Origin of the sequence: Nonomuraea sp. NPDC003804 (assembly GCF_040610675.1) — a bacterium.
GTDB lineage: Bacteria > Actinomycetota > Actinomycetes > Streptosporangiales > Streptosporangiaceae > Nonomuraea.
In genome coordinates, this window is sequence record NZ_JBEXMT010000007.1 from 101,766 (window position 1) to 127,032 (window position 25,267).

Consider the following 25,267-nt stretch of genomic DNA (forward strand, 5'->3'; position numbering starts at 1 on the left):
TCAGCCGGCGACGAGGGTGCGGATCTCCCTGAACCTGGCGCGGGAGATCCCCACCAGAACGTAGGCGACCAGGCCGGCGGCGCCCGCGAGCGCGAGCCGTACCAGGGAGAAGGCGCCGTCGGTCGCCGTCATCACCAGCCAGGCGGTCCCGCCCGCCGCCAGCCCGCCGAGCAGCGGCCGGACCGCCGCGGGGCCGATCGGCCCGAGCGCGACGCCCGCCCGGCGCAGCAGCACCCCGGTCAGCGGCAGGGTGACCAGCACGCCGACGGCGGCGTGCGCGATCGCCACGCCGCGGATGCCGCCGAGGAGCGCGCCCGCGTACAGGGACGGGATGAGCGTCACCGCCCACACGACCTTGAGCATCGCGATGGAGCCGACCGCGCCCACCGAGGTGAGCACGTCGGAGCAGGTGTTCATGACCATCCGCACGGCCATGAGCACCATGAGGAACGACAGGGCCGCGGCCGAGGGCAGCCACCGCTCGCCGTACAGGAACGGCACCACGACCGGCGCCAGCACGCCGACCAGCACCGCGACCGGCGTCACCACGATCAGCAGCATGGGCACGATCTGCTGCACCTTGGCCGACAGGTCCTCGGGACGCTCGTCGGCGACCCTGGAGAAGCCGGGCAGCGTGACGTGCCGCAACGCCTCTCCGATCAGCCCGGGGACCCAGTTAGAGACGTTGAGCGCCAGCAGGTAGTAGCCGAGCACGGTGGCGCCGAACACCTTGCCGACGATGATGGAGTCGGCGTTCAGCAGCAGGGCCTCCACGCCCAGGCCGAGGGCCAGCGGCATGCCGAAGCGCAGCAGCCTGAGCATCGGCTCGCGGCGCAGCCCGAACCTGATCGGCGCCCCGGACCAGATGATCATCAGGATGCCGCTCACCCCGGTGGAGGCGACGGCCCCGAAGGCGAAGCTGTACGGCCCGGCGCCCGCCAGCGCGCCGCCGATCGCGACCGGCACCTGCACGCCCACGCCGATCATGGTGGCCAGGGCGATCTTCCCCTGCTGGAACCTGCGCAGCAGGACGGCGCTGCGCACCCCGACGAATCCGTCGATGACGATCAGCAGCGCCATGACCCTGACCATGCCGGCGGCCTCGGCGTTGCCCGCGAACCCGGCGAAGGCGGGGGCGCCGAACCATAACGCGGCGTAGACGGTGAGGCTGAAGGTCAGCACCATCGTGGTCGCGGTGGGCAGCACCTCCTCGATCCTGCCGCGCCACTGGACGATCGCGGCCACGATGCCGGCGTCGTTGATGTGCCAGAGGAACTGCTGGGCGGCCAGTGCGACCGCGTAGACGCCGAAGTCGGCGGGCGCCAGCAGGCGCGCGAGGACCAGCCCCATGCCGAAGGAGGCGAGCCGGGTGGCCACCCGCGCCACCAGCCCCCACCTCAGGCCCTTGCCCGCCGACCCCGCCCTGTCGGTGATCTCAGTCTCCGGCATGTGCCTTCCGCTCCTTCACTCGACTCGTTCGAGCCAGATCTCCCGCCAGTAGCCGAAGTGGCCGCGGGGGCAGTTGAAGTTGTGCCTGCCGGGGCAGACGAACCCCTCGATGAGGACGCTGGGCGTCTTCATCTCGAGCATCCGCCCGGTCGTCTCGTCGAGGCAGCGCTCGACCCTCCCGGTGACGACGCCGGTCTTGCCGCAGTACATGGCCAGGTCGTTGTCGAAGCCCATGCCCCTGTTGCGGAGGTTGGCGTCGAGGGTGCCGGCGATCTCGTCCTTGGACCTGACACGCACCAACTCTCCGGGTTCGAGGTCGAGCGTGGCAACGGGTGTGGGGCCCGCGACCCGGCCCTTGAGGAACCCCCACGGCAGCCCGTCCCTGAACCACAGCCGCCGGGGCAGGATCCTGGTGCTCCACACCTGCAGCCGGCCGAACAGGGCGATCAGGAAACCGCGCAGGGTCTCGAGCGCGCCGGTGTTGCCCGAGCGGTAGTCCCACAGGAACTGGCGCAGGTCCTTGAGCGGCAGGCGCTCCGGGGCCGCCCGCAGGATCTCCGTCGACTGGCAGGAGTAGCGGGGGGCGCCGTCCTCGAACGGCGCCTTCCTGGTGGCGCGCTCCAGGAGGGTGACGTCGACGGGTCCGGCCGCCCGCGGCCGCTCCCGCCCGTCGGCCCTCCTCAGCCAGGCCGTCTTCCAGTAGGTGAGGCAGGCGGCCTGGCAGCCGCCGTGCGCCTGTCCGTCGCACCGCGCTTCGGCCAGGTGGACGGCGTCGCGCATCCGCCGGATGCCGGTGCGCTCGACGGTGTCGCACAGCTTGTGCGCGACCTTGGCGACCGTCATCCGCCGGCCGCAGAAGGCCAGCATCTCCGGCATGAACGGCAAGCCGTCGAGCTCGCCGTTCTCGTCGAGCGTGGCCATGATCTCCTCGGCGCTGAGGACCTCAACCAGGTCCCCGACCCTGTACTCGATCATCGTGTTCCTCCTCTTTCAGCAGACCGGCTCGTGCTAGTGCGCTCGCGGCAGCGCTCACCGCGGTGAAAGGGAGCCCCGAACGAATCGCGATGTCCAGCAGGCCGTGCTCCCCGTCGGAGAGGTTGAGCACCCACAGGATCGCCATCTGGTCGATGTCGGGACGTCCGTACAGCCCTCGTGGTCCGAGCCACGGCTCGCCGTACGGCTCGAGATTGATGTAGGTGCCTTCCTCCTCCAGGACGTGCACGATCTCCTCGACGGCGGCGAGGGTGTCCGCCATCGCCTCCTCGGTGACGAACGAGGGGTCGTCCGCCGAGGTGTGGTACTCGGGGAACTCGCCGTTGGGCGTTCTGGTGAGCCGCCCGACCGGCAGGTCGAAGCCCGGCGAGCAGAAGTGGCGCTCGTCGTAGCCGAACGGGACGAAGTCGCGCAGCTCGTGCTCGCGGGTGGACAGCACGTGCGCCGCCGCCCTGTCGATCAGCGCGTCGCCCCTGCGGCTGCGCTTGTAGGTCAGCCGTCCCGGATCTCCGGCGCAGGCCAGCACGAGGCCGTGCCTGACCCGGTGCGCCGCGTCCCTGTTGCGGGCCAGCCAGGCGATCGCGCCCAGCGCCGCGGGCGCGAACAGGAACCGGTAGGTGAGGCGGGGCCGCCGGCGCGCCAGCCTGGCCGCCAGCTCGACGGCCACCGCGATGCCCGCGAGCGTCTCGTTGGCCAGCGCGGGATGGCAGGTGTGGCACGAGATGAGCACCTCGTCGGCGGTACGGCCGCGCACCACGTGCTCGCCGTAGGTCAGGTGCCCGTCGGCCAGCGTGGCGTCGATGCGGACCTCGTACTCGCCCTCGGGCAGCTCCTTCAGCGCGTTCTCGCTGAGGCAGAAGCCCCAGTCGCGCTTGAAGTAGCCGGTCCGGTACGGCACCAGGTCAGGCTGCTCGGGCAGCGTGTGCAGGCGCGGGCGCAGCTCCTCCAGCGTCATCGTGGCCGCGACCGGCACGCTGTTGCCGACGACGTGCAGCGGCGACCGGGCGAAGTCGATCACCCTGCGCCCCGTCGCGTCCTTGACGTAGGCGTCGGTGATGTTCCACTCCTGGGGCACGACCCAGTCGAGGACCCGGGTTCCCGTGGGCACCTCGTGCAGGTCCAGCGGGATCGTCTCGGCGATGATCGCCAGCGTGCGCCGCACGCCGTCGCCCGTCATGCTGCGGCAGATCGGGTGCAGCCGCTCGACCAGCTCCCTCATGGGCGCAGCGTCTCGTCGACCGTGCCGTCGGCGCGCCGGGCGGCGATCCTGGCCAGGCGGGTGAAGCGGTGGTCGAAGGCGTCCTGGGTCAGGCCGTGCTCCCGGTAGGCGTCGACCAGCTCGTGGGCGCCCGCCTTGACCGACCAGCCCGCCTCGTAGCCGGGCAGCGCGGCGCGGATGCGGGCGAAGTCCACCCGGTAGGAGCGGGGGTCGTTGCCCGCCTCCCCGGTGATGAGCAGCCGCGATCCCGGTACGGCCGCGACGACCTCGGCCGCGATCTCCGCGACGGTCACGTTGTTCTGCTCCGAGCCGACGTTGAAGGCCCTGGCGTGGACGGCCTCGCGCGGCGCGGCCAGCGCCAGCTCGAAGGCGCGCGCGATGTCACGGGCGTGGACGAGCGGCCGCCACGGCGTGCCGTCCGACAGGACCCGTACGGTGCCGGTCAGCAGCGCGTGGCCGACCAGATTGTTCAGCACGATGTCGGCGCGCAGCCGCGGCGAGAACCCGAACGCGGTGGCGTTGCGCAGGAACACCGGCGAGAAGTCGGCGTCGGCCAGTTCGGCGAGGTCGTCCTCGACCCGCACCTTGGACTCGGCGTAGGGGGTGACCGGCCGCAGCGGCGCGTCCTCGGCGACCAGCTCGTCTCCTCCCGACGCGCCGTAGACGGAGCAGGTGGAGGCGTAGAGGAAGCGCCGCACGCCCGCGTCGCGGGCGAGCCTGGCCAGCCGGACGGCGGCGTGGTGGTTGATGTCGTAGGTCAGCTCGGGCGCGAGGGCGCCGAGCGGGTCGTTGGACAGCGCCGCCAGGTGGATCACCGCGTCGCAGCCCTCGACGTGCTCGGGCCGCACGTCGCGCAGGTCCACCGGATGACCGGGCGGGTCGGCGGGTGCCGGGCCGAGCACGCAGTCGGCGAACAGCCCGGAGTCGAGGCCGACCACCTCGTGGCCCGCCGCGGTGAGGATGGGTGCCATCACGGTGCCCAGATAGCCCTGGTGGCCGGTCAACAGAACGCGCACAACTGCTCCTTGGTCATCAGCAGGGGTCCATGACGAGCTTGGTGGCGTGGAACGCCTCGGCGTACCTGCGCTGGCACTGCACGCCGCGCACCCGGGCCAGGGCGCCGAAGGCCTCGGCGTCGAACCAGCTCCGGCCGTGTTGCGAGGGATAGTGCTCGTGCAGCAGGCCGATCTTCTCGGCCATCAGGTCGTCGGTCAGCGGCACGAAGACGCTGGGCTGGGCCAGGTCGGACTCCCACTTGAGGATCTCGTAGCCGAGCACGTGGTGGTCGCGGAAGACGGTGGGCACCAGCGCGGCGAGGCCGCGATGGTCCTGGTGGGCGTCGTGCGGCGCGGGCGCGAGGATCAGCGAAGGGTCGCAGCCCTCCCGCAGCTCGTGCAGGGCCCGCTTGGCGCGTTCCCAGTGCGCGGGCAGGCGGCCGTCGGGCAGGTCGAGGACGCGCACGTCGAGCTCGGCCTTCGGGCAGAAGGCGGCCAGCGCGGCGCGCTCCTCCGCCTCCCGTACGGTGCCCCCGCCCGACAGCACCAGCGCCGTGACCCGCAGACCCGGCCGGGCCCTGCACAGGCCGAGCAGGGTGCCGCCCGCCCCGATGGCCACGTCGTCGCAGTGGGCGCCGAGCAGCACGATCTCCTCAGACCGCGCGGGAGAGAGCCGAAACACCGGCGATCCGCCTTCCCTCCCACAGCGCCCAGGGCCGCTCGCCCCTGGAGTACTCCTCGTCCAGCGCGGCCCGCTCCTTGACCGTGTCGGTGGGCCGCCAGAAGCCCCGGTAGGGGTAGGCCAGCAGCCGGCCCTCCTTGGCCATCGCCGCGCACGCGTCGGCCACCAGGTCACCGCCGGGCGGGATCCGGTCGAAGACCTCGGGGCGCAGGACGAAGTAGCCGCCGTTGATCCACAACGGCATCTCGGTGACCGGCGTGATGCCGCCGACCCTGCCGTCGGCCCCCAGCTCGACGCAGTGGAAGGTGCCGGGCGGGGGCACGACCATCATCGACGCGCCCGCGTCCGACGCCCGGAAGTTGTCGATCATCTCGTCGAGCGGGGCGTCGGTGAGCACGTCGGCGTAGTTGGCCAGGAACATCTCCTGCCCGTCGAGGTGGCCGCGCACCCGGCGCAGCCGCTCGCCGATGGGCGAGTCCGTGCCGGTGTGGACGAAGGAGATCGACCAGTCCGAGATGTCCGTCGACAGCAGCTCGATCTTGCCGTCACGCAGGACGAAGTCGTTGGAGGCGGTCTCCTGGTAGTCCAGGAAGAAGCTCTTGATGTGCTCGGCCCCGTATCCCAGGCACAGCACGAACTCCTTGTGCCCGTAGTGGGCGTAGTAGCGCATCACGTGCCAGATGAGCGGGCGCGGGCCGACCGGCTGCATCGGCTTGGGCAGGTCGGTGACGCCGTCGCGCATCCGGGTGCCGCGACCGCCGCAGAAGAGGACGACCTTCACACGACCTCCAGTCGCGGGATGGGGAAGACCAGCCTGCCGCCCCACTCGTGGACGTAGGAGAGCTGCCCGACCAGCTCGTCCCGCAGGTTCCACGGCAGGACGAGCACGTAGTCGGGGCGGTCCTCGGCGATCCGCTCGGGCGGCAGGACGGGGATGCGCGTGCCGGGAGTGAAGCGGCCGTGCTTGTAGGGGTTGCGGTCGACGGTGTAGGCCAGCAGGTCGGGGCGGACGCCGCAGTGGTTGAGCAGCGTGTTGCCCTTGCCAGGCGCGCCGTAGCCCACGACGGTCCTGCCCTCGTCGGCCGCGTCGATGAGGAAGCGCAGCAGGTCGCGGCGGACCTTGGCGACCCGGCCGGCGAAGTCGGCGTATCCGGACAGCTCCAGCAGCCCGGCGGCCTTCTCGCGGGCGATCACGTCGTGCACGCGCGGGGACGGCGTGCCGTACGGCTTGGCCCAGAGCCTGATCGACCCGCCGTGGGTGGGAAGCAGGTCGACGTCGACGAGCGTCAGACCCCCGCTTGCCAGCGCCCGCTGCGCGGCGGCGACCGTGTAGTACTGGAAGTGCTCGTGGTAGATCGTGTCGTACTGGTTGAGCTCCACGAGCGTCAGCAGGTGCTGCACCTCGACGGAGACGACGCCGTCGTCGGCCACCAGGCTGCGCAGGCCCTGGGTGAAGCCCACCACGTCGGGGATGTGGGCGTAGACGTTGTTGGCCACGACGACGTCGGCGGGGCCGTGCTCCTCGCGCACCCGCCGCCCCGTCTCGGGCGTCAGGAAGGCCGTCAGCGTCGGCACGCCCTTCTCCACCGCCGCCGCGCCCACGTTGGCCGACGGCTCGATGCCCAGGCAGCGCACCCCGCGGGCGGCCACGTGCTGGAGCAGGTAACCGTCGTTGCTGGCCACCTCGACCACGAACGCCCCCGGCCGCAGCGCCAGCCCGTCCACGAAGCGCCTGGCGTGCTCGACCCAGGAGGAGGAGTAGGAGGAGAAGTAGGCGTACTCGGTGAACGTCTCCTCCGGCGTGATCAGCGGCGGCAGCTGCGCCAGCCAGCAGGAGGTGCACACCCGCAGGTGCAGCGGATAGGTGGCCTCCGGCTGGTCGAGCCGGTCGGCGGTGAGGAACAGCTCGCACGGCGGGGTGGCGCCGAGGTCGACGACGTCCGCCAGATCAGGCGAACCACATAACCGGCATATGGTCATGCATCATCTCCAGACACACGGGTTCTTCGGGTGGGAGGCGCGGGTGTTACAGCTACTCTTCGGATCATGAAGCCCCTCAGCATCGACGGCGCGTGGGCGTTCACCCCTCGGGTCCACGCCGATCCCCGCGGCAGCTTCCTGGAGGCATTCAGGGCCGCCGACCTGCCGGTTCCCTTCGAGCTCGCCCAGGTCAACGTCTCGGTGTCCAAGGCGGGCGTGCTGCGCGGGATCCACTTCGCCGACGTGCCGCCGGGGCAGGCCAAGTACGTGATGTGCGCGGCCGGCAGCGTCCTGGACGTCGTGGTCGACCTCCGGGCCGGCTCCCCCACCTTCGGCAGGTGGGAGGCCGTCACGCTCGACGACCGCGAGCGGACCGCCGTCTACGTGGCCGAGGGCCTCGGGCACGGGTTCATGGCGCTGAGCGCGCAGGCCACGGTCGTCTACCTGTGCTCCACGCCGTACGCCCCGTCCCGCGAGCACGGCGTGCACCCGCTCAGCCTGGGCATCGCGTGGCCGGACCTGGAGCCGCTGCTGTCGGAGAAGGACGCCGCGGCGCCCACCCTCGAGGCGGCCCTGGAGGCGGGGCTGCTGCCCGACTACGCCGCCTGCCGGCGCTTCTACGCGGGACGGCACTGACGGGCCTCCTCCGTCGCCAGCGCCGGCCAGGCCGCGTGCAGCGCCGTCCGCCAGTGCCTGATCGGCTCGCACCTGGTGTTGGCCAGCACGCTGTTGGCGGGGCGGGACGCGGGTCGGGGACAAGCAGCGCCCGGCACCGGCCGCACCCGGCCGGGGTCCGCGCCGAGCAGGGTGAAGACCTCCCTGGCCAGGCCGTACCAGGTGGTCTCGCCCGAGCTCGTGCCGTGGTAGACGCCCGGCATCAGGTCGGACACGGCCAGCCGGACGAGGAAGGCGGCCAGGTCGGCCGTCCACGTCGGCTGGCCGCGCTGGTCGTCGACGACGTCCACGGTCTCGCGCGCGGCGGCCAGCCTGATCATGGTGCTGACGAAGTTGGGGCCGTGCGCGCCGTAGAGCCAGGCCGTGCGCACCACGTAGTGCCCGGCGGCGGCGAGCTCGCCCGCCAGCTTCGTCCTGCCGTAGGCGTTGACCGGCGACGGCTGGTCGTCCTCCCGGTACGGCACGCGCGAGCGCCCGTCGAAGACGTAGTCGGTCGACAGGTGGATCAGCCGCGCCCCCGCCCACGAGCACGCGTCGGCCAGCACCCCGACCGCCCGCCCGTTGATGGCCAGCGCCTCGGCCTCCCTGGTCTCCGCCGCGTCCACGGCGGTCCACGCCGCGCAGTTGACCACCACGCGCGGCCGGTAGCCGCTGACCAGCTCACGCACCGCCCGCTCGTCACGCAGATCGAGCTCGGCACGCGTCGGCGCCATGACCTGCTCTCCCGAGCGGGCCAGCAGCGCGAGCAGGTCGGCGGCGAGCATGCTCCCGCCGCCGGTGATCAGCCAGCTCACGCCCACCAGTCCCGGTGGTCGGCGTACCAGCGGACGGTTTCCTTCAGTCCCTGGTCGAAGGGGATCGCCGCGCGGTAGCCCAGCGCGCGCAGCCTGCTGTCGTCGAGGGAGTAGCGGCGGTCGTGGCCCTTGCGGTCGGCCACCGGCTCGACCTGGTCCCACCCCTTGCCGAACGCCTCCAGGAGGTGGCCGGTCAGCTCCCTGTTGGTCAGCTCGGCGGTGCCGGCGATGTGGTAGACCTCGCCGGGGGCGCCCCGCTCGGCCACCAGCCGGATGCCGGCGCAGTGGTCGGCGACGTGGATCCAGTCGCGCACGTTGCCGCCGTCGCCGTACAGCGGGACCTTCCTGCCCTGGAGCAGGTTGGTCACGAACAGCGGGATGACCTTCTCCGGGTACTGCCGCGGCCCGTAGTTGTTGCCGCACCTGGTGATCGACACGTTCAGCCCGTGCGTGATCGCGTAGGCGCGGGCGATCAGGTCGCCGCTCGCCTTCGAGGCCGCGTACGGCGAGCGCGGCGCCAGCGGCGCGTCCTCCGTCCACGACCCGGTGTCGATCGAGCCGTAGACCTCGTCGGTCGAGACCTGCACCACCCGCGGTACGGCCGCCGCGAGGCACGCCTCCATCAGCGTCTGGGTGCCGAGCACGTTGGTGCGCACGAACTCGGCCGCGCCCTCGATCGAGCGGTCCACGTGCGACTCGGCGGCGAAGTTGACGACGAGGTCGTGCCCGGGGACGACCTCGCCCAGCAGGCCGGGGTCGCAGATGTCGCCGTGGACGAAGGTGTGCGGGACCTCCTCGAGGTTGCGCCGGTTCCCCGCGTACGTCAGCCTGTCCAGCACGGTCACCTCGGCCTCGCCCGCGACGAGCTGGGCGAAGTGCGCGCCGATGAAGCCCGCACCCCCTGTGACCAGGATTCTCTTCATGAACTGATCTGCACCTTGCTGTGATCGCCCAGCACGAGGCGGTGGGCTCTTGGTGTGTCGGGCGCGGGCGTGACCTGCACGTCGTGGCCGATGAGGGAGGACTCGATCCTGCGCACCCCTTCGATGGAGGATCGGGGCAGCACGATCGAGTACTCGATCTCGCTGCGGGTGATGACGCAGTCGGCGCCGATGGAGGTGAAGGGGCCGACGTAGCTGTCGGTGACGCGCGCGCCCGCGCCGATGATCGCCGGACCGACGATACGGGAGTTGGCGACCGTCGCTCCCGGCTCCACCACGACCCTGCCGATCAGCTCGCTGCCGGTGGAGGTGCCCAGCAGGCGCGGTTCGAGCGACTCCAGGACCAGGCGGTTCACCTCGAGCATGTCCTCGACGTTGCCGGTGTCCTTCCAGTAGCCGGTGATCCGGGTCGACTCCACCCTGCGGCCGTTGTCGATCAGCCACTGGATGGCGTCGGTGATCTCCAGCTCGCCCCGCCACGACGGCTTCAGCTCGGCAACCGCCTCGTGGACGGCCGGGCTGAACAGGTAGACCCCCACGAGGGCGAGGTCGCTCTTGGGCACGGCGGGCTTCTCCTCCAGCCCGACCACCCGCCCGTCGCGGTCGAGCTCGGCCACGCCGAACTGGCGCGGGTCGCCCACCCTGGTCAGCATGATCTGCGCGTCGGGCCGTTCGGCGGCGAACGAGGAGACGATCTCGCCGATCCCGCCGACGACGAAGTTGTCGCCGAGGTACATGACGAAGTCGTCGTCGCCCAGGTAGTCGCGGGCGACGAGGACGGCGTGCGCGAGGCCGAGCGGAGCGGTCTGGCGCAGGTAGGTGACCTGTGTGCCGAAGGCGGCGCCGTCGCCGACCGCGGCCTCGATCTCGGCGTGGGTGTCGCCCACCACCATGCCGATCTCGGTGACGCCCGCCGCCGCGATCGACTCCAGGCCGTAGAAGAGCACGGGCTTGTTGGCCACGGGCACGAGCTGCTTGGCGGAGGTGTGGGTGATCGGCCGTAGCCTGGTGCCCGAGCCTCCCGCCAGCACGAGTGCTTTCACCGCTAGTAAGCCCCTTCTCCACGGGTCACGGCCGACCAGGTCTTCCACAGGATCTGGAGGTCGAGGATGAGCGACCACCGCTCCACGTAACGCAGGTCGAGCCTGACCGACTCCTCCCAGCTGAGATCGGACCGGCCGCTGACCTGCCACAGGCCGGTCATGCCCGGCTTGACGACGAGCCTGCGCCGTACGTCCGCGCCGTACTTGGCGACTTCCTCCGGCAGCGGCGGCCGGGGGCCCACCAGGGACATCCGGCCGCTGATGACGTTGAAGAGCTGCGGGATCTCGTCCAGGGAGTAGCGGCGCAGGAATCCGCCGATCCTGGTGATCCTTGGATCGTTCCGAATCTTGAACAGCACGCCGTCACCGTCGTTGGCGTGCTCCAGCGCGCGCTTGAGCCGCTCGGCGTCCACGATCATGGTCCTGAACTTCCACACCGTGAACTCTTCGCCGCCCTTGCCCACCCTGACCTGCCGGAAGAACGCCGGCCCCGGGCTGGTGAGCCGGATCAGCAGGGCGATCAGCGCGAACGCCGGCAGCAGGACGACGATCGCGATGCCGGCCAGCACGCGGTCGAAGACGTTCTTGACGATCTGCTTGGCCCCGTCGAACTCGGGGTGGTCCACGTGCAGCAGCGGCATCCCGGCGACCGGGCGGATGCTGATGCGCGGACCCGCCACGTCCATGAGCGCGGGCGCCACGAACAGGTCGGTGCGCTGCTCCTCCAGGCTCCAGGCGAGCCTGCGCAGCGTGTCGCCGTCGAGCTCGGGGCAGGCGGCGACGGCGACGGCGTCGGCCTGGGTCAGGGACACGGCCGCGGCCACGTCCTGCAGCCCGCCGAGCACCGGCAGACCGTCCACGTCGAGGTCGCCCTGCGTCCGGGGCAGGCACACCCCCACGACCCGCATCCCGTGATGCGGCTCCCTGCGGAACTGCATGATCAGATCGAGGACGGCGGCGCGATGGCCCACGGCGATGACATGACGCATGTACTTTCCGTGGGCCCTGGCTAAATGCAGTTTTTTGCGGACCCGAAACCGGAATGCCAGCGTCAGGACGAGTGCGAGGGGAAGGGCGGCCATCACCAGACTGCGCGCGATGCTAGTTTGCGTGGCATATGCGCCAATTGCCACGGTTGCCATCAATCCCACGCCGCCATTAAATACCGCCCGAAATTCCTCACTTCCCTCGCCGTGCCCTCTCTCCCGGTAGGCCGCGCTCAGCTGCATGGTGACGGGCCAGGACGCCATCAGGGCGACACCGGCCACGACATCCTCGACCGGGATGTACGCCCCGAACAGCAGTTTCGTCCCCAGAACCACCATGCAGGCGGCAAAAGCGCACGCGACATCCCCTGCCCGAAGAAAGCGGACATACTTCCGAGTCCAGATGCTCGGCGCCCGTTGTGGCGCCGCCTGAAGGAACACGACACCGGGCTCCCCCGCTCCCACGCTCATAGCACCCCACCCTGGAAATCTGCTACGACACCGCAAGACGCCCCATTCCGCCCCATTGATAACGCCTTTCGCTTCGTCACCAGGGGCGGCAATTCCCACTAAAGACTAAAGATCAATGCGGAATCCGGAAATAACAGCAGATGACCAACATCGGACGCGCGTCACGCTTGACGGGAACGGTCCAATGATGCCAGGTACACAATCGATCACCCAGGGTGATCAGTCGTACTCGAGGTCCGGGAGCGAGGAAGGCGGCTCCGGGCTGCGCCACACGACGATCACCTTGTCACGGGCGGTCTGCGCCGCCAGGTGCAACCGGTCGAGATCGAAGTCGGGCAGGTAGCGCAGGCGGGCGAGGAACGTGGCGTCGGTGGCCGACTTCGGCACGACGCAGCCCTCCCCGTCGCGGTCGAGGAGGATGTAGAGGATCTCGGCTTCCGTCTCGGCCGCGACCCGGACCTCGACGACATCTTCCCAGGCGAGGGCCTCGACGCTGCCGTCAGCGTAGTGACGGGTCACGCCCTCCTCGGTGACATACACGTAGGAGTCCGGCACGTGCATGGCCGCGATTCTTGCGACTTCTGCCCGGTTACCGCAAGGGATCGGAGCCCCAGGAATGACTGAGATGTTCCTTGACAGCCGCTTGTGCGTCACCGTGAGCGATCGCGTCAAGAAGCGCGCGGTGTTCGGACACCAGCCGATCGCGGTCCTCGTACACCCGGCGCAGCCGGACGAGGCCCAGCCGGGTCTCGGCGGCCAGCACGCCGTACAGCCTGACCAGCCGCGGACTGCCCACGGCGTCGACCAGCGCCTGGTGCAGCGCCATGTGCTCGGCCACCACGTCCGACCAGGGCGCCTCGTCCGGCAGCGCCGCCATCCGTTCCAGCGCCGCGTCGGCCTCGGCGACCCGGCGGCCCGCCAGCGAGCGGGCCATCAGGTCCTCCAGCGGCCTGCGCACGAACATCAGGTCGTCGAGATCCTCGATCGTCACCTCGGGGACGTAGGCGCTGCGGTTGCGCTCGCGCCTGAGCAGCCCTTCGTGCACGAGTACGGCCAGCGCCTCCCTGACCGTGGGGCGGGCGACGCCGTAGAGCGCGGCGAGCTCCTGCTCGGGCAGCGACGTGCCCGGATCGATCTCACCCGACAGCACCCGCTGCCGCAGCGCGTCAGCCAGCGCGCTGACCGTCGACACCGGTCTCAGCACTGATCGACTCCCTTTCTGGGATCGGCCCTCGCCCCCGGGCCCTTCCGGGGACGGCCACCGCCACGAGGCTAGCGCCCAGCAGCACCAGCCCGCCCCATGAGACCGGGCTCAGAGTCTCGTGCAGCACCACGACGCCGAGCAACGCCGCCACCGCCGGTTCGGCGAGGGCGAGGGTGGCCGCCGTGGCGACCGGGGTGGTGCGCAGGCCCCTGCCGTACAGGAAGTAGGCCAGGGCGGTGGTGCCGAGGCCGAGGTAGAGGGCGGCCGGCAGGCCGCGCGGCTCGGCGAGCCAGCCGGGGCCTGTCGCGATCAGGACCGGCAGCATGATGGCGGCGGCGCCGCCGAACATGACGCCCATCACGCCGTCGGACGGCGCGCCCGCGTTGATGGCGCGGGCCGCCGTGACCGCGTAGAAGGCGTAGATGAGGCCGCCGAGCAGGGCCAGGAGCACCCCTTCGAGGACCCGGTCGCCCGCCTGGGCCTCGCCGCCGGCGATCAGCGCCGCGCAGCCCGCGATGGCCGCCGCGGTCGCCGCGGCCCAGCGCGGCGAGAACTGCCGGGAGAGCAGCCCGGTGAAGACCGGACCGCTGCCGATGGCGACGACGGTGCCGATGGCCACCCCGGTACGGCTGACCGCGGCGAAGAAGCACAGCTGGTAGGCGGCCACGGCGACCGCGCCCAGCAGCAGGGCGGGCGTGATCCGCACCCCTCTGGCCATGAAGGCGAGCGCGAGGCCGCCGATGACGAGGCGGGCGGCCGCGACGGAGACGGGGTCGGCGGTGATCAGCAAGCCTGCCGTGCCCGCCGTACCCCAGAGGACCGCGGCGGCGAGGACGTTCTTCATGGGCACATTGTCTGACAACTAGACAACGTTCGTCTACACATTTGCCCGGGTATGTCACGTGAGGTGAATCTCAGGGGCGTCGCGGCGATCCCGCTGGCCATCGGAACCTTCATCGGGAGCGCCGCAGCCGCCGCCCCACCCGACCTGCCGGTACGCGAGCTGTCCACGCTTCCGCCCGAGGCGGCGGCGACCTGGCACCTCATCCAGGACGGCGGGCCCTTCCCCTACCGGCGCGACGGCGTCGTCTTCCAGAACCGCGAACGCCTCCTGCCACAGCGCAAACGCGGGTACTACCACGAGTACACCGTGCCCACCCCAGGCGCACGCGACAGGGGCCCGCGACGGCTCGTGACCGGAGAGCGGACCGGGGAGCTCTACTACACCGGAGACCACTACCGGTCCTTCGTCGCGGTAGACGTGAAACGATGAGATTCGAGCACCACATCCACGGAGCCGCGCTCCACACGCCCGACGGCGTGATGACCGCGATCGCGGCCACGCTGAGGTTCCCCTGCTACTTCGGGCACAACCTCGACGCGCTCTACGACAGCCTCACCGACCTGTCGTGGCTGCCACCCGGCGAGCACCTGCTCATCTGGTCGAACCCGGGCGCGTTGCGCGCGGTCGACCCCGACGCCTACGACGCCATCACCAGCGTGCTGGCCGACGCCGTCGCCGACGGCACCGGCGGTGCGGCCGCCCTCTCGGTCCTGCTGCGGCCCGGCTAGCCTTCCTTGTCGCCGCGAGGGCCCCGCGGATACTGTCACCGACGGGGCCGCGGGTGCCAGTGCGTGGCCGCTTCCTGGAGGCGAGGAATGAGTGAAGACTGGTTAGTCCGGCCGTACATGATGACGCGCGGCCGCACCCGCCCGACCGGCGAGGACTTCGACCTCATCGCCATCGTGGCCGCCACCGGCGTGCCGTCGCCCACCGCCGGGCTCACCCCCGAGTACCTCAGGGTGCTCGCCGCCTGCCGCCACCCCGTCTCCGTCGCCGAGGTCGCCTCCACCACCGGGCTGTCGATCGGCGTGGTCCGCGTGCTGCTGGGCGACCTGCGCGAACGCCAGCTGGTCACCGTACGGCACGCCGCCGAGGACGTGGGCGTGCTGCGCGACGTGCTGCAGGGCCTCAGATCTCTGTGACCTCTTCCGCGATCTCCTCCACCAGCCGGTCGAGCAGCCACCTCGCGGGTGAGACGACCTCCCCCACGGTGTCCTCCAGGATCGACACCACCTCGTGGACGCTCCCGGAACTCCGGTCCACCGGCTCGATCAGCGCCCGCTCCTCCACCAGCGCCGCGCCGCTGACGCGGAAGGCCGTCCTGGTGTGGGTCAAGGACACCGAGAACCGCACCAGCCGCCCGTCGGGCAGGGTGAACAGCACCCCGGTCGTCCACCCGTCCGGCTGGAAGTAGGTCAGCGGCTCGCGCCTGGCGTACGGATGGCGCAGCTCGTCGAACGCGGCCGCCGCCCGGCTCATGGCCGTCAGCAGGCCGGCCGCCGCCCGGCTCTCGCTGTCCACAGCCCGAGGGTAGAGGAGCGGATCAGTCGGTGACCAGCCGCGCGTGCCGTTCGAGGGCGTGGCGAACCGCTGCGCGCGTAGATCGACTCCTGGGGCGGGATGCCGAACCGTGCGAAGACCTCGTCGTGAGCAACCGTCACGACGCGAGGCTAGCGGCCCCGCCGCGGCGGCGGCATTCCGATTTCTCCCCTTCAGCCCTCGACTTCTCCCCTTCAGCCCTCGGCGTCGAGGCGCGTCACGACCCCGGCCAGGCCGGACTCGACGCTGGACGGGTCATCGGTGTCGAGCCCGTGCAGGACCTCGTGCCAGGGGCCCAGGCGGTGCCAGACCAGGGCGCGGTCCCGCTCCTGCTCGCTCACGCCGTACTCGGCGGCCACGGCGTCGGCGAAGGGGCGCGGCGTGCCGTACAGGATCCAGGACAGATCCAGCGCCCGGTCGCCCACGTGGGCGTCGGAGAAGTCGATCACGCCGGTCAGCTCGCCGCCCTCGGACAGCAGGTGCTCGGGGCCGAGGTCCGCGTGGACGACCGTGTCGGCGGGCAACCCCGCGACCCTGTCGAGCAGCGCATGCGCGGGACGGGGGTCGGGCAGCAGCGGCACGACCACGTCACGCAGCCGTTCGACGAGGGCTTCGCGTCCCTTCACCGCGTCGTCGGGCAGGCCCCGCGCGACCGCCTCCCCGACGTCCGCCCGGTGGAGCGCCCCGAGGAAGGCGCCGACCTGGCGGCCGTGGGCAGCCGTCAGCTCCCGCACCGGGTCGCCAGGAACGGCCTCATGCCGGACGACCAGCGGGTCGTCGCCGGCCACGTGCGGCACGGGGACCCGCATCGGAAGCTGGGGCGCCAGCCATGGCATCACCGTGGTCTCCATCATCAGCAGCCCGGCCACCTCGGGCCGGCGCGGGCGCCGTTCGATCCATCGGCCGTCGACCAGCGTCGCCACGCTGTCCCACCCCTGAGTCACGTTCACGGGTGCGAAGTAAACCATGATCTCGCCGATCATGTCACACGCCCGCCCCTGCCCCGCGGACGCCGGCCGTCCCGCTGCGCCTGAGTCTGTCACGCCTACTACTATGCGACGCCTACTAGTTGGTGTTACCGTCCTTTCATGGCGGACGTGACGTCCAGGCGGACACAGTGGCTGCGCGGGGTGCTCGACCTCGCCGTGCTGGCCCTGCTCGCCGAGACCGGCGAGGACTACGGCTACGCCCTGCTCCAGCGCCTGGACCGGGCCGGGATGCCCCACATGAAGGCCGGCACGCTCTACCCGCGGGGTGGCGGTCGCGGCCTCCGTCCTGCTGTTGGCCGTCGCGATCAGGCACGGCCGCATCGTCGATCCCCGCTGACCACGCCACAGGGCCGGCCCCGGCTCCCCGCCCGAGCCCTTCACGCGCGAAACGCGCCCCATAAGGGCATCACACGGCGCTCAGCAGCCGTTTGGGCGCCGACAGGGACCACGCCTCGAGGACCATCTCGCTCAGCTCGTCGGCCTCGATGCCGTCGAGGTGCACCACGACCCAGCCGAACCTGCCCGCCGTGAACTGGGCCTCGAACACCTCGGGCCGTTCGGCGACCATCGCGAGCTGTTCCTCGATCGTGGCCTTGAGCCCGACCGTCTCGGTCTCCTCCCACAGGTAGCCGAACCCCTTGCCCGTCACCTTGAAACCGACGTAGCCGGCGCTCTCGTGCTGCGACACCTCCGGCAGCCGCATGACGATACGCAGGAACTCCTCGACGCTCACTCCCATGACCACGATGTAACCAAACCGCACCGACAGTTCGGGCGGGTCCCCGGAAAACCGGCGACGAACGGGAGAGGGCAGGCGGCCCGGCGAGCCCGGGCGGCCTGCCCTCTCCCGGGGCCGGAGTCGTCACATGTTGATCATGTGGCCGGCGAGACCGTGGATCGCTTCCTTGACCGCCTCACCGAGCGTCGGGTGGGCGTGGACGTTGCGGGCGACCTCGTGGACGGTCAGGTCCCACTGCTGGGCCAGGGTCAGCTCGGGCAGCAGCTCGGTGACCTCGGGGCCGATCAGGTGGGCGCCGAGCAGCTCGCCGTGCGTGGTGTCGGAGATGATCTTCACGAAGCCCTGGGCGTCGCCGAGGCCGTGGGCCTTGCCGTTCGCGGTGAAGGGGAACTTGACGACCTTCACGTCGTAGCCCAGGTCGCGCGCCTGCGCCTCGGTGAAGCCGAAGCTGGCGATCTGCGGCTGGCAGTACGTCGCGCGCGGGATCATCGCGAAGTCGACCTCCATGGTCTCCGCGCCGCCGATCGTCTCGGCGGCGATGATGGCCATGGCCTCGGCGGCGTGCGCCAGCATCAGCTTGGCGGTGACGTCGCCGATGGCGAAGATGTGCGGCACGTTGGTGCGTCCGCGGCCGTCGACGGCGATGGCGCCGCGGTCGGTCAGCTTGACGCCGGTCTTCTCCAGGCCGTAGCCCTCGACGCGCGGCTGGAAGCCGATCGCCTGCAGCACCTTGTCGGCCTCGAGGACCTGCTGCTGACCGTCCTTGGTGACGGTCACCTTGACCGAGGCGCCGGTGTCCTCGATGGAGTCGACCCTGGTGGAGGTGAGGACGTCGATGCCGAGCTTGCGGTAGCGCTTGGCCAGCTCCTTCGACACCTCCTCGTCCTCCAGCGGGACCATGCGGTCGAGGAACTCGACGATCGTCACCTTGACGCCGTAGTTGTGCAGCACGTAGGCGAACTCGACGCCGATGGCGCCGGCGCCCGCGATGATGATGCTGCCGGGCAGTTCCTCGGTGAGGATCTGCTCCTCGTAGGTGACCACGCGCTCGGAGAGAGTGGTGCCGGGGATCAGCTTCGTCGTGGTGCCCGCGGCGATGATGCAGTGGTCGAAGGTGACGGTGTCACCGTTCACCTCGATGGTGTTGGCGTCGATGAAGGTGCCGCGCCCGTCGAACTCGGTGATCGCGTTCTTCTTCATCAGGAAGTGGACGCCCTTGACCCGGCCGTCGGCGACCTTGCGGCTGCGCTCGAAGGCGGCGCCGTAGTCGAAGGTCACCTCACCGTTGATGCCGAAGGTCTTGGCCTCCTTGGTGAAGATGTGCGCCAGCTCCGCGTTGCGCAGCAGCGCCTTGGAGGGGATGCAGCCCACGTTCAGGCAGACGCCGCCCCAGTACTTCTCCTCGATGACGGCCGTACGAAGGCCGAGCTGGGCGGCGCGGACCGCCGCCGTGTATCCCCCGGGCCCCGCGCCGAGGACGACAACGTCGAAGTGAGTGCTCATGCTCCGGACACTATTGGACGCCGGTCACTGCGCCGAACTTGACCCTGTTAGTGATTGGCCACTAACTTATTCGCATGGTCAGGATGAGCGCCGAGGAACGGCGAGAGAGCGTCATCCGCGCCGCGATCACGGAGTTCGCGCGCGGCGGCTACCACGGCACCTCCACCGAGGCGATCGCCCGCCGCGTGGGGGTCAGCCAGCCGTACCTCTTCCGGCTCTTCCCCGGCAAGCAGGCCATCTTCCTGGCCGCCGCCACCCGCTGCCTGGCGGAGACGCGGAAGGCACTGGAGGACGGCACGGACCCCGGCGACCCCCACATGTCGATGGCCGCCGCCTACAAGCGGCTCATCCAGGACCGCGACATGCTGCTCATGCAGATGCAGGTCTACGTCGCCGTCGCCGCCATGGAGGACGAGTTCGGCGCGGAGATCCGCAAGGTGTGGGAGGACTGGTGGGACGCCATCCACGTGCTGCTCGGCGCCGACGCCCACGAGACCACGTTCTTCATGTCGTACGGCATGCTGATCAACACGCTCGTGTCGCTCGGCTTCCCTCCCGACCACCGCGTCTGGTCGAACTTCGCCGCTCCCTGACGGCGTTTTTCGTGCCCACGAAACTTAGTAAGCAATAACTAATGGCTCGTCATCTTCACCCTGCTGATCGTCGGCCAGCGCCGCGCCCTGGGCTGGACGATGCTCGCGATCGCCGCCATCCCGCTCGGCGACGCCGTCGTGGTCCTCAGCCAGCACGGCGTGCCCGCCCTGGCGTACTTCATGCACGGCGGCACCGCCGCGCTCGTCGCCCTCACCGGCGTCCTCCTCCTGCGCAGCACCCGTTCCGTGGTTGGCTAGCGAGATGAGCGACCAGTTAGCCTCCGGGACGCCCGCCCTCGTGACCGTGGCACGGGTGATCCTGATCGTCCAAACCGCCTTCGGCTGCCTCGGCCTGATGGTCGTGGCGGGGCTTCTCGGCCGGTCCCCCTTCGATCTGACCGTCTTCCTGCCGGCGATCGTCATCCCCGTCGCACTGCTCCTGATCATGGTCAGGTGGCGGTCCCGGCGCCGGTGGGTGTGGGTCACCGCGCTGGTCGTCGAGGCGCTGACGGCCGTCGTGCAGACCGTCCCCCTTCTGGTCTACGGCCTGCTGCGGCCCACCGACCTGCTCAACGTCCACCTGATCGGCGCCGTCGCCGTGATCGCGCTCCTCAGCCTGAGCGACGTCAAAGGCTGGTTCGACCGCTGACCTGATCAGGGGGGCGTAGCCGTCTCAGCGTCGATCACGTCCTCACGCCGGGGGAAGAGGAGGGGTGCGGCCTTCCCGCAGGGACGCCTCACGAGAGGAGGCATCGCGCGAGGACGCCTCCCGCGAGACCTCGGAGGAGGAGGCGTCGCCTGTGGAGACGTCGCGGGCCGAGGCGAGCACGCGTCCGATGACGATGCCGAGGGCCACGGCTCCGGCGGCGAAGAGCAGGGGCCGCCTCCTGGCCAGGTCCTTGACGTCCTCGACGATCCCGGCGAATCCCCGCTGGTCCAGGTAGTCGGCCGCGCGCAGCCCCACGCCCGCGATCTCCTGCATCGCCGCGTCCACGGGCGAGCCCGGCTCGCCGGTGTCGGACGCGGACGCCAGTTCGTCGGACCACTGCCGGATGCTCCGCGCGGCCCGGTGCGCCTGGGAGTCCGCCTCCTTGCCGAAGCGTGTCCTGAGGTACTCGACGACCCCGTTCGTGTCAGACATTTCGGCACCTCCACCCGGAGCGCTACCCGCCTCGGGCGGATCCACGCATGTCAGAGGGCCGGGTACCGTTGTCACGTCCCAGCCGCTCAGACGACCAGCCGGAATGTTGTGGGAAGTCTCCATGCTCGATCCCGGACATCCTGGTGTGTGATCAGACGCATGATGAATGATTCCCCCAGCCGTCGCAGGTTCCCTACCGGGGACATCGCCAGGATCAGCGTGTTCGCCGCGCTGATCGCCGTCCTCGGCCTGCCGGGGGCGCTCAACCTCTTCGGCAACGCCGTCCCCATCACCCTGCAGACGTTCGGCGTGATGCTGGCCGGCGCGATCCTCGGCTCGTGGCGCGGCGCGCTCGCGGTGACCGTCCTGGTCGTGCTGGTGGCCGCGGGCCTGCCGCTGCTCGCGGGCGGGCGCGGCGGTCTCGGCGTGTTCACCGGGCCCTCGGTGGGCTTCCTGCTCGGCTGGATCCCCGGTGCGGCCCTCACCGGCTGGATCGTCGAGCGCGGCGGCAAGAACCCCGGCACCTTCCGCCTGCTCGTCGCCTGCCTCGCGGGCGGCGTCGGCGTGATCTACCTGTTCGGCGTCCCCGTCCAGGCGGCCATCACGGGGCTGCCGCTCGGCGCCGCGGCCCTGGGAAGCCTGGCCTTCATCCCCGGCGACGTGGCCAAGGCGGTGCTCGCGACGCTCGTGGCGCGAGGCACGCAGCGGGCCTACCCCGACGCCGTCCCCGCCGTCCACCGCGAGCGGGTCAAGGCCGGTTGATCAGCGCATGCCCGTCGCCGCACAGGTCCAGCGCCACGCCGTCGAGCGTCCTCACCAGCCGGCGCTGTACGGTCCCCGAGGCTCCCTGACCTACGCCCAGCTGTGGCAGGAGGTGATCTCCAGGCCCCTTGACGGCAAGGGACTGGTGGCGATCACCCTGTCCGACCCGGTCGACCAGCTCGTCGCCGTGCTGGCCGCCGACCTGGCGGGCGCCACGCCGCTGCTGTGCGACGAGGAGCAGCGCGCGCGGGTGGCCGATACGGTCCCCGTCGACCTGCACGTCGACGCGCCCCTCCCGGTCGCCGCGAGCGCGCGGGTCCCGGCCGCTCCCGCCGCCGGCGACCTGGCGTGGGCGTGCCTGACCTCCGGCAGCACCGGCAGGCCGCGCGCCGTGATCCGCACCCGCGCGTCCTGGGCCGGCTCGTTCCCGCACCTCGGCGCGCTGGCCGGCATCGGCCCCGACGACGTCGTGCTCGTGCCGGGACCGCTGGTCTCCTCCCTGTACGGCTTCGCGGCCGTCCACGCCCTGGCGACCGGCGCGACGGTGATCGTCCCCGGACGCTGGTCGCCCGGCTCGCTGACCGTCCAGCTCAGGAAGGCCACCGTCGTCCACGTGGTGCCGCACCGCCTGCCGGCCGTCATCGACGTGCTGGAGGAGGTCGGCGGCCCGCTGCGCACCGCGGTGGTCGGCGGCGCCGCGCTGTCCCCGCAGGCGTGGGAGGTCGCCGCCCAGGCCGGGGTGGGGGTCGTGTCGTACTACGGCTCGACCGAGACGTCGTTCATCGCCGTCGACGTCGACGGAACGGGCCTGCGCCCCTTCCCCGAGGTCGAGATCCAGGTGCGCGCCGGCGAGGTGTGGGCGCGCTCGCCGTGGCTGTCGCAGGGCTACCTCGCCGGGGCGCGAGGACCGCTGAAGACCGACGGGGAGGGCTGGATGAGCGTCGGCGACCTCGCCGAGCCGTACCGGCGGGGAGAGCCGCTGCGGCTGCGCGGGCGCGGCGACGGCGCGATCCAGACCGGCGGCGCGACCGTGGTGCCGGAGGACGTCGAGGCCGTGCTGCGCGGCGTGCCGGGCGTCACCGACCTGGTCGTCGTCGGCTCGCCGCACCCCCGGCTCGGCTCGGTCGTGACCGCGGTGCTGGAGGGCTCGCCGCCCTCGCGGGCGGCGCTCGACGCGATCGCGCGCGGCGGCCTCGACGCCGCCCAGCGGCCGAGGCGCTGGTACGCCATGGGCGACCTGCCGCGCACCCCCACGGGCAAGCCGGCCCGAGGCGTGGTCGCCGCCCGGCTGGCCGGTGGCGATCCCGAGCTGAGGCGGCTCGTCTGACATGAGCGAGCAGCCTGTCGTCGTGGCCGCGCGCCGTACCCCCATCGGGACGGCGGGCCACGCCTACAAGTCGCTGCCGGCCGACCGGCTGGCCGCGCCCGTGATCGCGGCGGTCGCCGGCGAGGTCCCGCACCTGGCGGTCGACGACGTCGTGCTCGGCAACTGCATGGGCCCCGGCGGCAACCTGGCCCGCGTCTCGGCGCTCGCCGCCGGCCTGGGACACGACGTGCCCGGCCTCACCGTGGACCGCCAGTGCGGCAGCGGCCTGGCCGCGATCCTGCTGGCGGGCCAGGCGGTCCGCGCGGGAGACGCCGGCCTGGTCATCGCCGGCGGCGTGGAGAGCGCGTCGACGGCGCCGCTGCGGACCATGCGCGGGGCCGCCGAGCCGTACCGGAGGGCGCCCTTCGCGCCCCCAGGCCATCCCGATCCCGACATGGGACCCGCCGCGGAGGCCCTGGCCGCCGCGCACGGCATCTCCCGGGAGCGCCAGGACGACTACGCCTTCCGCAGCCACGCCAGAGCGGTCGCCGCCCGCTTCGACGACGAGCTGGTGGAGATCGACGGCAGGCGCGCCGACCAGCGGCCCCGCGTGCTGCGCAGGGAGACCCTGGCGCGGCTGCCCGCCGCCTTCGTGCCCGGCGGCACGGTCAGCGCGGGCAACTCCTCGCCGATCAGCGACGGCGCGGCGGCGGTCGCCGTCGTGCCCGAGCGGCTGCGCGCGGGGCTGCCGGGTCTGCGGCTGGTGGCCGGCGCGGTCACCGGATGCGATCCCGCGCTGCCCGGCTGGGGTCCCGTGCCGGCCGTCCGGCGGGTGCTGGGCCGTACCGGCGTGCGCATGGCGGACGTCGCGGCGGTGGAGATCGTGGAGGCGTTCGCCGCGCAGGTGCTCGCGGTGACGGACGCGCTGGAGGCCGACCTGGATCGCGTCTGCGCCGACGGCGGCGCGCTCGCCCTCGGACATCCGTGGGGCGCGACCGGCGCGGTGGTGGTGACCAGGCTGTTCAGCAGGCTCGTGCGTTCCGGCGCGCCCTCGGGGACGCTGGGGCTGGCGACCGCCGCGGTCGGCGGCGGCATGGGCGTGGCGGCCCTGTTCGAGGTGGTGTGAATGATCGAGTTCAGCGGCGTCAACGTCACGCTCGGCGAGCGTGAGGTGCTGTCCGACCTGACGCTGTCCCTGCCGGAGCGCAGGATCGGCGTCGTGGGCGCGAACGGTTCCGGCAAGAGCACGCTCGCCCGCCTGATCAACGGGCTGGCCCTGCCCACCTCCGGTGACGTCACCGTCCTCGGCCTCGACACGCGCCGCCACGCCGCCCGCATCAGGCGGGACGTGGGGTTCCTGTTCACCGACCCCGACGCGCAGATCGTGATGCCGACCGTCGCCGAGGACGTCGCGTTCTCGCTGCGGCGCAAGGGCCTGTCCCGCGACGAGGTGGCCGAGCGGGTGCGCGCCGTCCTGTCCAGGTACGGCCTGGCCGACCACGCCGACCATCCCGCCCACCAGCTGTCGGGCGGGCAGAAGCAGCTGCTGGCCCTGTGCTCGGTGCTGGTGCTCGACCCGCAGATCCTGATCATGGACGAGCCGACCACGCTGCTGGACCTGCGTCACTCCCGCCAGGTCGCCGACCTGATGGGCCGGCTTCCCCAGCAGGTGGTCGTCGTCACCCACGATCTCGGCCTGCTCGACTCCTTCGACCGCGTCCTCGTGCTCGACCAGGGCCGGGTGGTGGCCGACTCCACGCCGAAGGCGGCGATCGACCACTACCGGGACCTCATGTCATGACCGGGATCTACCTGCCCGGCGACTCGTTCCTGCACCGGCTGCCCGCGGGGGCGAAGCTGCTGGGTCTCGCGCTGCTGTGCACGACGCTGCTGCTGCTCGGCTCGCCGCTGTGGCTCGGCGGCTTCACGGTGCTGGTCGTGCTGCTCTACGCGGTCTCGGGTGTGGGGCCGGCCGCGGCGTGGGCGCAGGTCAGACCACTGCGCTGGTTCGCCGTGGTGCTCTTCGTCATGCAGTTCGCGCTGGTGGACCTCTACGGCGCGGTCTCGTCCACGCTGCGGATCGTGCTCGCGGTGGCGCTGGCCGGACTGGTCACGCTCACCACCAGGTTCGCCGACATGACCGCCTGCTTCGAGCGCTGCTTCGCGCCGCTGCGCGCGTTCGGGATCGACCCGTTCCGCGTGTCGCTGCTGCTGTCGCTGACCGTCCGCAGCGTGCCGGTCATCTCGGCGCTCGCGACCAGGGTGCGGGACGCGCAGCGGGCGCGCGGCGTCTCGTGGAGCGTGCGGGCGTTCGCGGTGCCGCTGGTGGTCAGTGCCCTCCGCCACGCGGACGCCTTGGGCGAGGCCCTGAGCGCCCGCGGCCTGGACGACTAGCGCGTCGCTTCCGGAGGCAGGTTCG

31 protein-coding genes are annotated in these 25,267 nt (G+C 71.5%); 12 read left to right on the top strand and 19 right to left on the bottom strand.

The window, feature by feature from the left end; genetic code table 11:
* The 7 genes from ABZX22_RS11630 to ABZX22_RS11660 are packed head-to-tail and all read right to left on the bottom strand — an operon-like array spanning position 1 to position 7,318.
* Complete coding sequence (locus ABZX22_RS11630) at positions 1 to 1,449, bottom strand: oligosaccharide flippase family protein (RefSeq protein ID WP_354907653.1); 1,449 nt, start codon at positions 1,447 to 1,449, stop codon at positions 1 to 3.
* 15 nt (positions 1,450 to 1,464) lie between these two features.
* The gene (locus ABZX22_RS11635) at positions 1,465 to 2,424 is read right to left on the bottom strand and encodes a hypothetical protein (protein WP_354907655.1); all 960 of its coding nucleotides are present in this window, start codon (positions 2,422 to 2,424) and stop codon (positions 1,465 to 1,467) included.
* On the bottom strand, positions 2,393 to 3,661 hold the full coding sequence (locus ABZX22_RS11640; RefSeq protein WP_354907656.1) for a DUF4910 domain-containing protein: 1,269 nt from the start codon (positions 3,659 to 3,661) through the stop codon (positions 2,393 to 2,395). The genes ABZX22_RS11635 and ABZX22_RS11640 overlap by 32 nt, the downstream gene beginning before the upstream one ends.
* Positions 3,658 to 4,677: an SDR family oxidoreductase gene (locus ABZX22_RS11645; protein ID WP_354907657.1), complete on the bottom strand. Its 1,020-nt coding sequence runs from the start codon at positions 4,675 to 4,677 to the stop codon at positions 3,658 to 3,660. The genes ABZX22_RS11640 and ABZX22_RS11645 overlap by 4 nt, the downstream gene beginning before the upstream one ends.
* A 16-nt stretch (positions 4,678 to 4,693) precedes the next feature.
* Complete coding sequence (locus ABZX22_RS11650; RefSeq protein ID WP_354907659.1) at positions 4,694 to 5,338, bottom strand: PIG-L family deacetylase; 645 nt, start codon at positions 5,336 to 5,338, stop codon at positions 4,694 to 4,696.
* The gene (locus tag ABZX22_RS11655) at positions 5,310 to 6,119 is read right to left on the bottom strand and encodes a sugar phosphate nucleotidyltransferase (RefSeq protein WP_354907661.1); all 810 of its coding nucleotides are present in this window, start codon (positions 6,117 to 6,119) and stop codon (positions 5,310 to 5,312) included. Before ABZX22_RS11655 ends, ABZX22_RS11650 begins: the two co-directional genes overlap by 29 nt.
* On the bottom strand, positions 6,116 to 7,318 hold the full coding sequence (locus ABZX22_RS11660; protein ID WP_354907663.1) for a class I SAM-dependent methyltransferase: 1,203 nt from the start codon (positions 7,316 to 7,318) through the stop codon (positions 6,116 to 6,118). The genes ABZX22_RS11655 and ABZX22_RS11660 overlap by 4 nt, the downstream gene beginning before the upstream one ends.
* Positions 7,319 to 7,384: 66 nt before the next feature.
* On the opposite strand from ABZX22_RS11660, the gene rfbC reads away from it, so the two are divergent.
* Positions 7,385 to 7,954 carry a dTDP-4-dehydrorhamnose 3,5-epimerase gene (rfbC, locus tag ABZX22_RS11665; protein ID WP_354907664.1) on the top strand — a complete coding sequence of 190 codons (570 nt, stop codon included), beginning with the start codon at positions 7,385 to 7,387 and terminating at the stop codon, positions 7,952 to 7,954.
* On the opposite strand, the gene rfbD is transcribed toward rfbC, so the two are convergent.
* The 7 genes from rfbD to ABZX22_RS11700 form a co-directional block, all read right to left on the bottom strand.
* Complete coding sequence (rfbD, locus tag ABZX22_RS11670; RefSeq protein WP_354907666.1) at positions 7,936 to 8,787, bottom strand: dTDP-4-dehydrorhamnose reductase; 852 nt, start codon at positions 8,785 to 8,787, stop codon at positions 7,936 to 7,938. The two genes, rfbC and rfbD, sit on opposite strands and share 19 nt — an antisense overlap.
* Positions 8,784 to 9,710, bottom strand: coding sequence for a dTDP-glucose 4,6-dehydratase (rfbB, locus tag ABZX22_RS11675; RefSeq protein WP_354907668.1), 927 nt, complete (start codon positions 9,708 to 9,710; stop codon positions 8,784 to 8,786). Before rfbB ends, rfbD begins: the two co-directional genes overlap by 4 nt.
* Positions 9,707 to 10,771, bottom strand: a complete 1,065-nt coding sequence (locus tag ABZX22_RS11680; protein ID WP_354907670.1) for a glucose-1-phosphate thymidylyltransferase — start codon at positions 10,769 to 10,771, stop codon at positions 9,707 to 9,709. Before ABZX22_RS11680 ends, rfbB begins: the two co-directional genes overlap by 4 nt.
* A 2-nt stretch (positions 10,772 to 10,773) precedes the next feature.
* Entirely contained in the window at positions 10,774 to 12,228 is a 1,455-nt protein-coding gene (locus ABZX22_RS11685) for a sugar transferase (protein WP_354907671.1), read from the bottom strand.
* 219 nt (positions 12,229 to 12,447) lie between these two features.
* Positions 12,448 to 12,789 (bottom strand): hypothetical protein, encoded by a 342-nt coding sequence (locus ABZX22_RS11690; protein WP_354907672.1) that lies wholly within the window; start codon positions 12,787 to 12,789, stop codon positions 12,448 to 12,450.
* A 28-nt stretch (positions 12,790 to 12,817) separates the two neighbouring features.
* A complete protein-coding gene (locus ABZX22_RS11695) occupies positions 12,818 to 13,432 on the bottom strand; it encodes a GntR family transcriptional regulator (protein WP_354907673.1) in 615 nt (204 codons plus the stop codon).
* The gene (locus tag ABZX22_RS11700) at positions 13,395 to 14,276 is read right to left on the bottom strand and encodes an EamA family transporter (RefSeq protein ID WP_354907674.1); all 882 of its coding nucleotides are present in this window, start codon (positions 14,274 to 14,276) and stop codon (positions 13,395 to 13,397) included. Before ABZX22_RS11700 ends, ABZX22_RS11695 begins: the two co-directional genes overlap by 38 nt.
* Positions 14,277 to 14,327: 51 nt before the next feature.
* Between ABZX22_RS11700 and ABZX22_RS11705 the strand changes: the two genes are divergently transcribed.
* The 3 genes from ABZX22_RS11705 (at position 14,328) to ABZX22_RS11715 (ending at position 15,418) form a co-directional block, all read left to right on the top strand.
* Positions 14,328 to 14,705, top strand: a complete 378-nt coding sequence (locus tag ABZX22_RS11705; protein WP_354907675.1) for a ribonuclease domain-containing protein — start codon at positions 14,328 to 14,330, stop codon at positions 14,703 to 14,705.
* Positions 14,702 to 15,004, top strand: a complete 303-nt coding sequence (locus ABZX22_RS11710) for a barstar family protein (RefSeq protein ID WP_354907679.1) — start codon at positions 14,702 to 14,704, stop codon at positions 15,002 to 15,004. The genes ABZX22_RS11705 and ABZX22_RS11710 overlap by 4 nt, the downstream gene beginning before the upstream one ends.
* A gap of 87 nt (positions 15,005 to 15,091) precedes the next feature.
* Positions 15,092 to 15,418 (top strand): DUF742 domain-containing protein, encoded by a 327-nt coding sequence (locus tag ABZX22_RS11715; RefSeq protein ID WP_354907680.1) that lies wholly within the window; start codon positions 15,092 to 15,094, stop codon positions 15,416 to 15,418.
* Here ABZX22_RS11715 and ABZX22_RS11720 read toward each other — a convergent pair.
* From ABZX22_RS11720 to lpdA, 4 genes are all read right to left on the bottom strand, one after another.
* Entirely contained in the window at positions 15,405 to 15,797 is a 393-nt protein-coding gene (locus ABZX22_RS11720; RefSeq protein ID WP_354907681.1) for a hypothetical protein, read from the bottom strand. The genes ABZX22_RS11715 and ABZX22_RS11720 overlap by 14 nt on opposite strands.
* A 212-nt stretch (positions 15,798 to 16,009) precedes the next feature.
* On the bottom strand, positions 16,010 to 16,765 hold the full coding sequence (locus ABZX22_RS11725) for an aminoglycoside phosphotransferase family protein (RefSeq protein ID WP_354907682.1): 756 nt from the start codon (positions 16,763 to 16,765) through the stop codon (positions 16,010 to 16,012).
* Positions 16,766 to 17,210: 445 nt separating this feature from the next.
* Positions 17,211 to 17,543: an MmcQ/YjbR family DNA-binding protein gene (locus tag ABZX22_RS11730; RefSeq protein ID WP_354907684.1), complete on the bottom strand. Its 333-nt coding sequence runs from the start codon at positions 17,541 to 17,543 to the stop codon at positions 17,211 to 17,213.
* A gap of 123 nt (positions 17,544 to 17,666) precedes the next feature.
* Positions 17,667 to 19,046: a dihydrolipoyl dehydrogenase gene (gene lpdA / locus ABZX22_RS11735; protein WP_354907685.1), complete on the bottom strand. Its 1,380-nt coding sequence runs from the start codon at positions 19,044 to 19,046 to the stop codon at positions 17,667 to 17,669.
* A 74-nt stretch (positions 19,047 to 19,120) separates the two neighbouring features.
* Here lpdA and ABZX22_RS11740 point away from each other — a divergent pair, with 74 nt between their 5' ends.
* From ABZX22_RS11740 to ABZX22_RS11750, 3 genes are read left to right on the top strand one after another with little or no spacing between them, the layout of a single operon-like run.
* Positions 19,121 to 19,639, top strand: a complete 519-nt coding sequence (locus ABZX22_RS11740) for a TetR/AcrR family transcriptional regulator (protein WP_354907686.1) — start codon at positions 19,121 to 19,123, stop codon at positions 19,637 to 19,639.
* A gap of 51 nt (positions 19,640 to 19,690) precedes the next feature.
* On the top strand, positions 19,691 to 19,897 hold the full coding sequence (locus ABZX22_RS11745; protein WP_354907948.1) for a DUF4267 domain-containing protein: 207 nt from the start codon (positions 19,691 to 19,693) through the stop codon (positions 19,895 to 19,897).
* Positions 19,898 to 19,901: 4 nt separating this feature from the next.
* Positions 19,902 to 20,288 (top strand): hypothetical protein, encoded by a 387-nt coding sequence (locus ABZX22_RS11750; RefSeq protein WP_354907687.1) that lies wholly within the window; start codon positions 19,902 to 19,904, stop codon positions 20,286 to 20,288.
* Positions 20,289 to 20,330: 42 nt separating this feature from the next.
* Here ABZX22_RS11750 and ABZX22_RS11755 read toward each other — a convergent pair whose 3' ends face one another.
* Positions 20,331 to 20,780, bottom strand: coding sequence for a hypothetical protein (locus ABZX22_RS11755; RefSeq protein WP_354907689.1), 450 nt, complete (start codon positions 20,778 to 20,780; stop codon positions 20,331 to 20,333).
* A 159-nt stretch (positions 20,781 to 20,939) separates the two neighbouring features.
* Here ABZX22_RS11755 and ABZX22_RS11760 point away from each other — a divergent pair, with 159 nt between their 5' ends.
* From ABZX22_RS11760 to ABZX22_RS11780, 5 genes are read left to right on the top strand one after another with little or no spacing between them, the layout of a single operon-like run.
* Positions 20,940 to 21,542, top strand: a complete 603-nt coding sequence (locus ABZX22_RS11760) for a biotin transporter BioY (RefSeq protein ID WP_354907691.1) — start codon at positions 20,940 to 20,942, stop codon at positions 21,540 to 21,542.
* A 7-nt stretch (positions 21,543 to 21,549) separates the two neighbouring features.
* On the top strand, positions 21,550 to 22,869 hold the full coding sequence (locus ABZX22_RS11765) for a fatty acid--CoA ligase family protein (protein ID WP_354907692.1): 1,320 nt from the start codon (positions 21,550 to 21,552) through the stop codon (positions 22,867 to 22,869).
* A gap of 1 nt (position 22,870) precedes the next feature.
* Positions 22,871 to 23,974, top strand: a complete 1,104-nt coding sequence (locus tag ABZX22_RS11770) for a thiolase family protein (RefSeq protein WP_354907694.1) — start codon at positions 22,871 to 22,873, stop codon at positions 23,972 to 23,974.
* Complete coding sequence (locus tag ABZX22_RS11775; protein ID WP_354907695.1) at positions 23,975 to 24,649, top strand: ABC transporter ATP-binding protein; 675 nt, start codon at positions 23,975 to 23,977, stop codon at positions 24,647 to 24,649. It begins immediately after the preceding gene.
* On the top strand, positions 24,646 to 25,242 hold the full coding sequence (locus tag ABZX22_RS11780) for an energy-coupling factor transporter transmembrane protein EcfT (protein WP_354907697.1): 597 nt from the start codon (positions 24,646 to 24,648) through the stop codon (positions 25,240 to 25,242). Before ABZX22_RS11775 ends, ABZX22_RS11780 begins: the two co-directional genes overlap by 4 nt.
* The last annotated feature ends 25 nt before the right edge of the window (positions 25,243 to 25,267 follow it).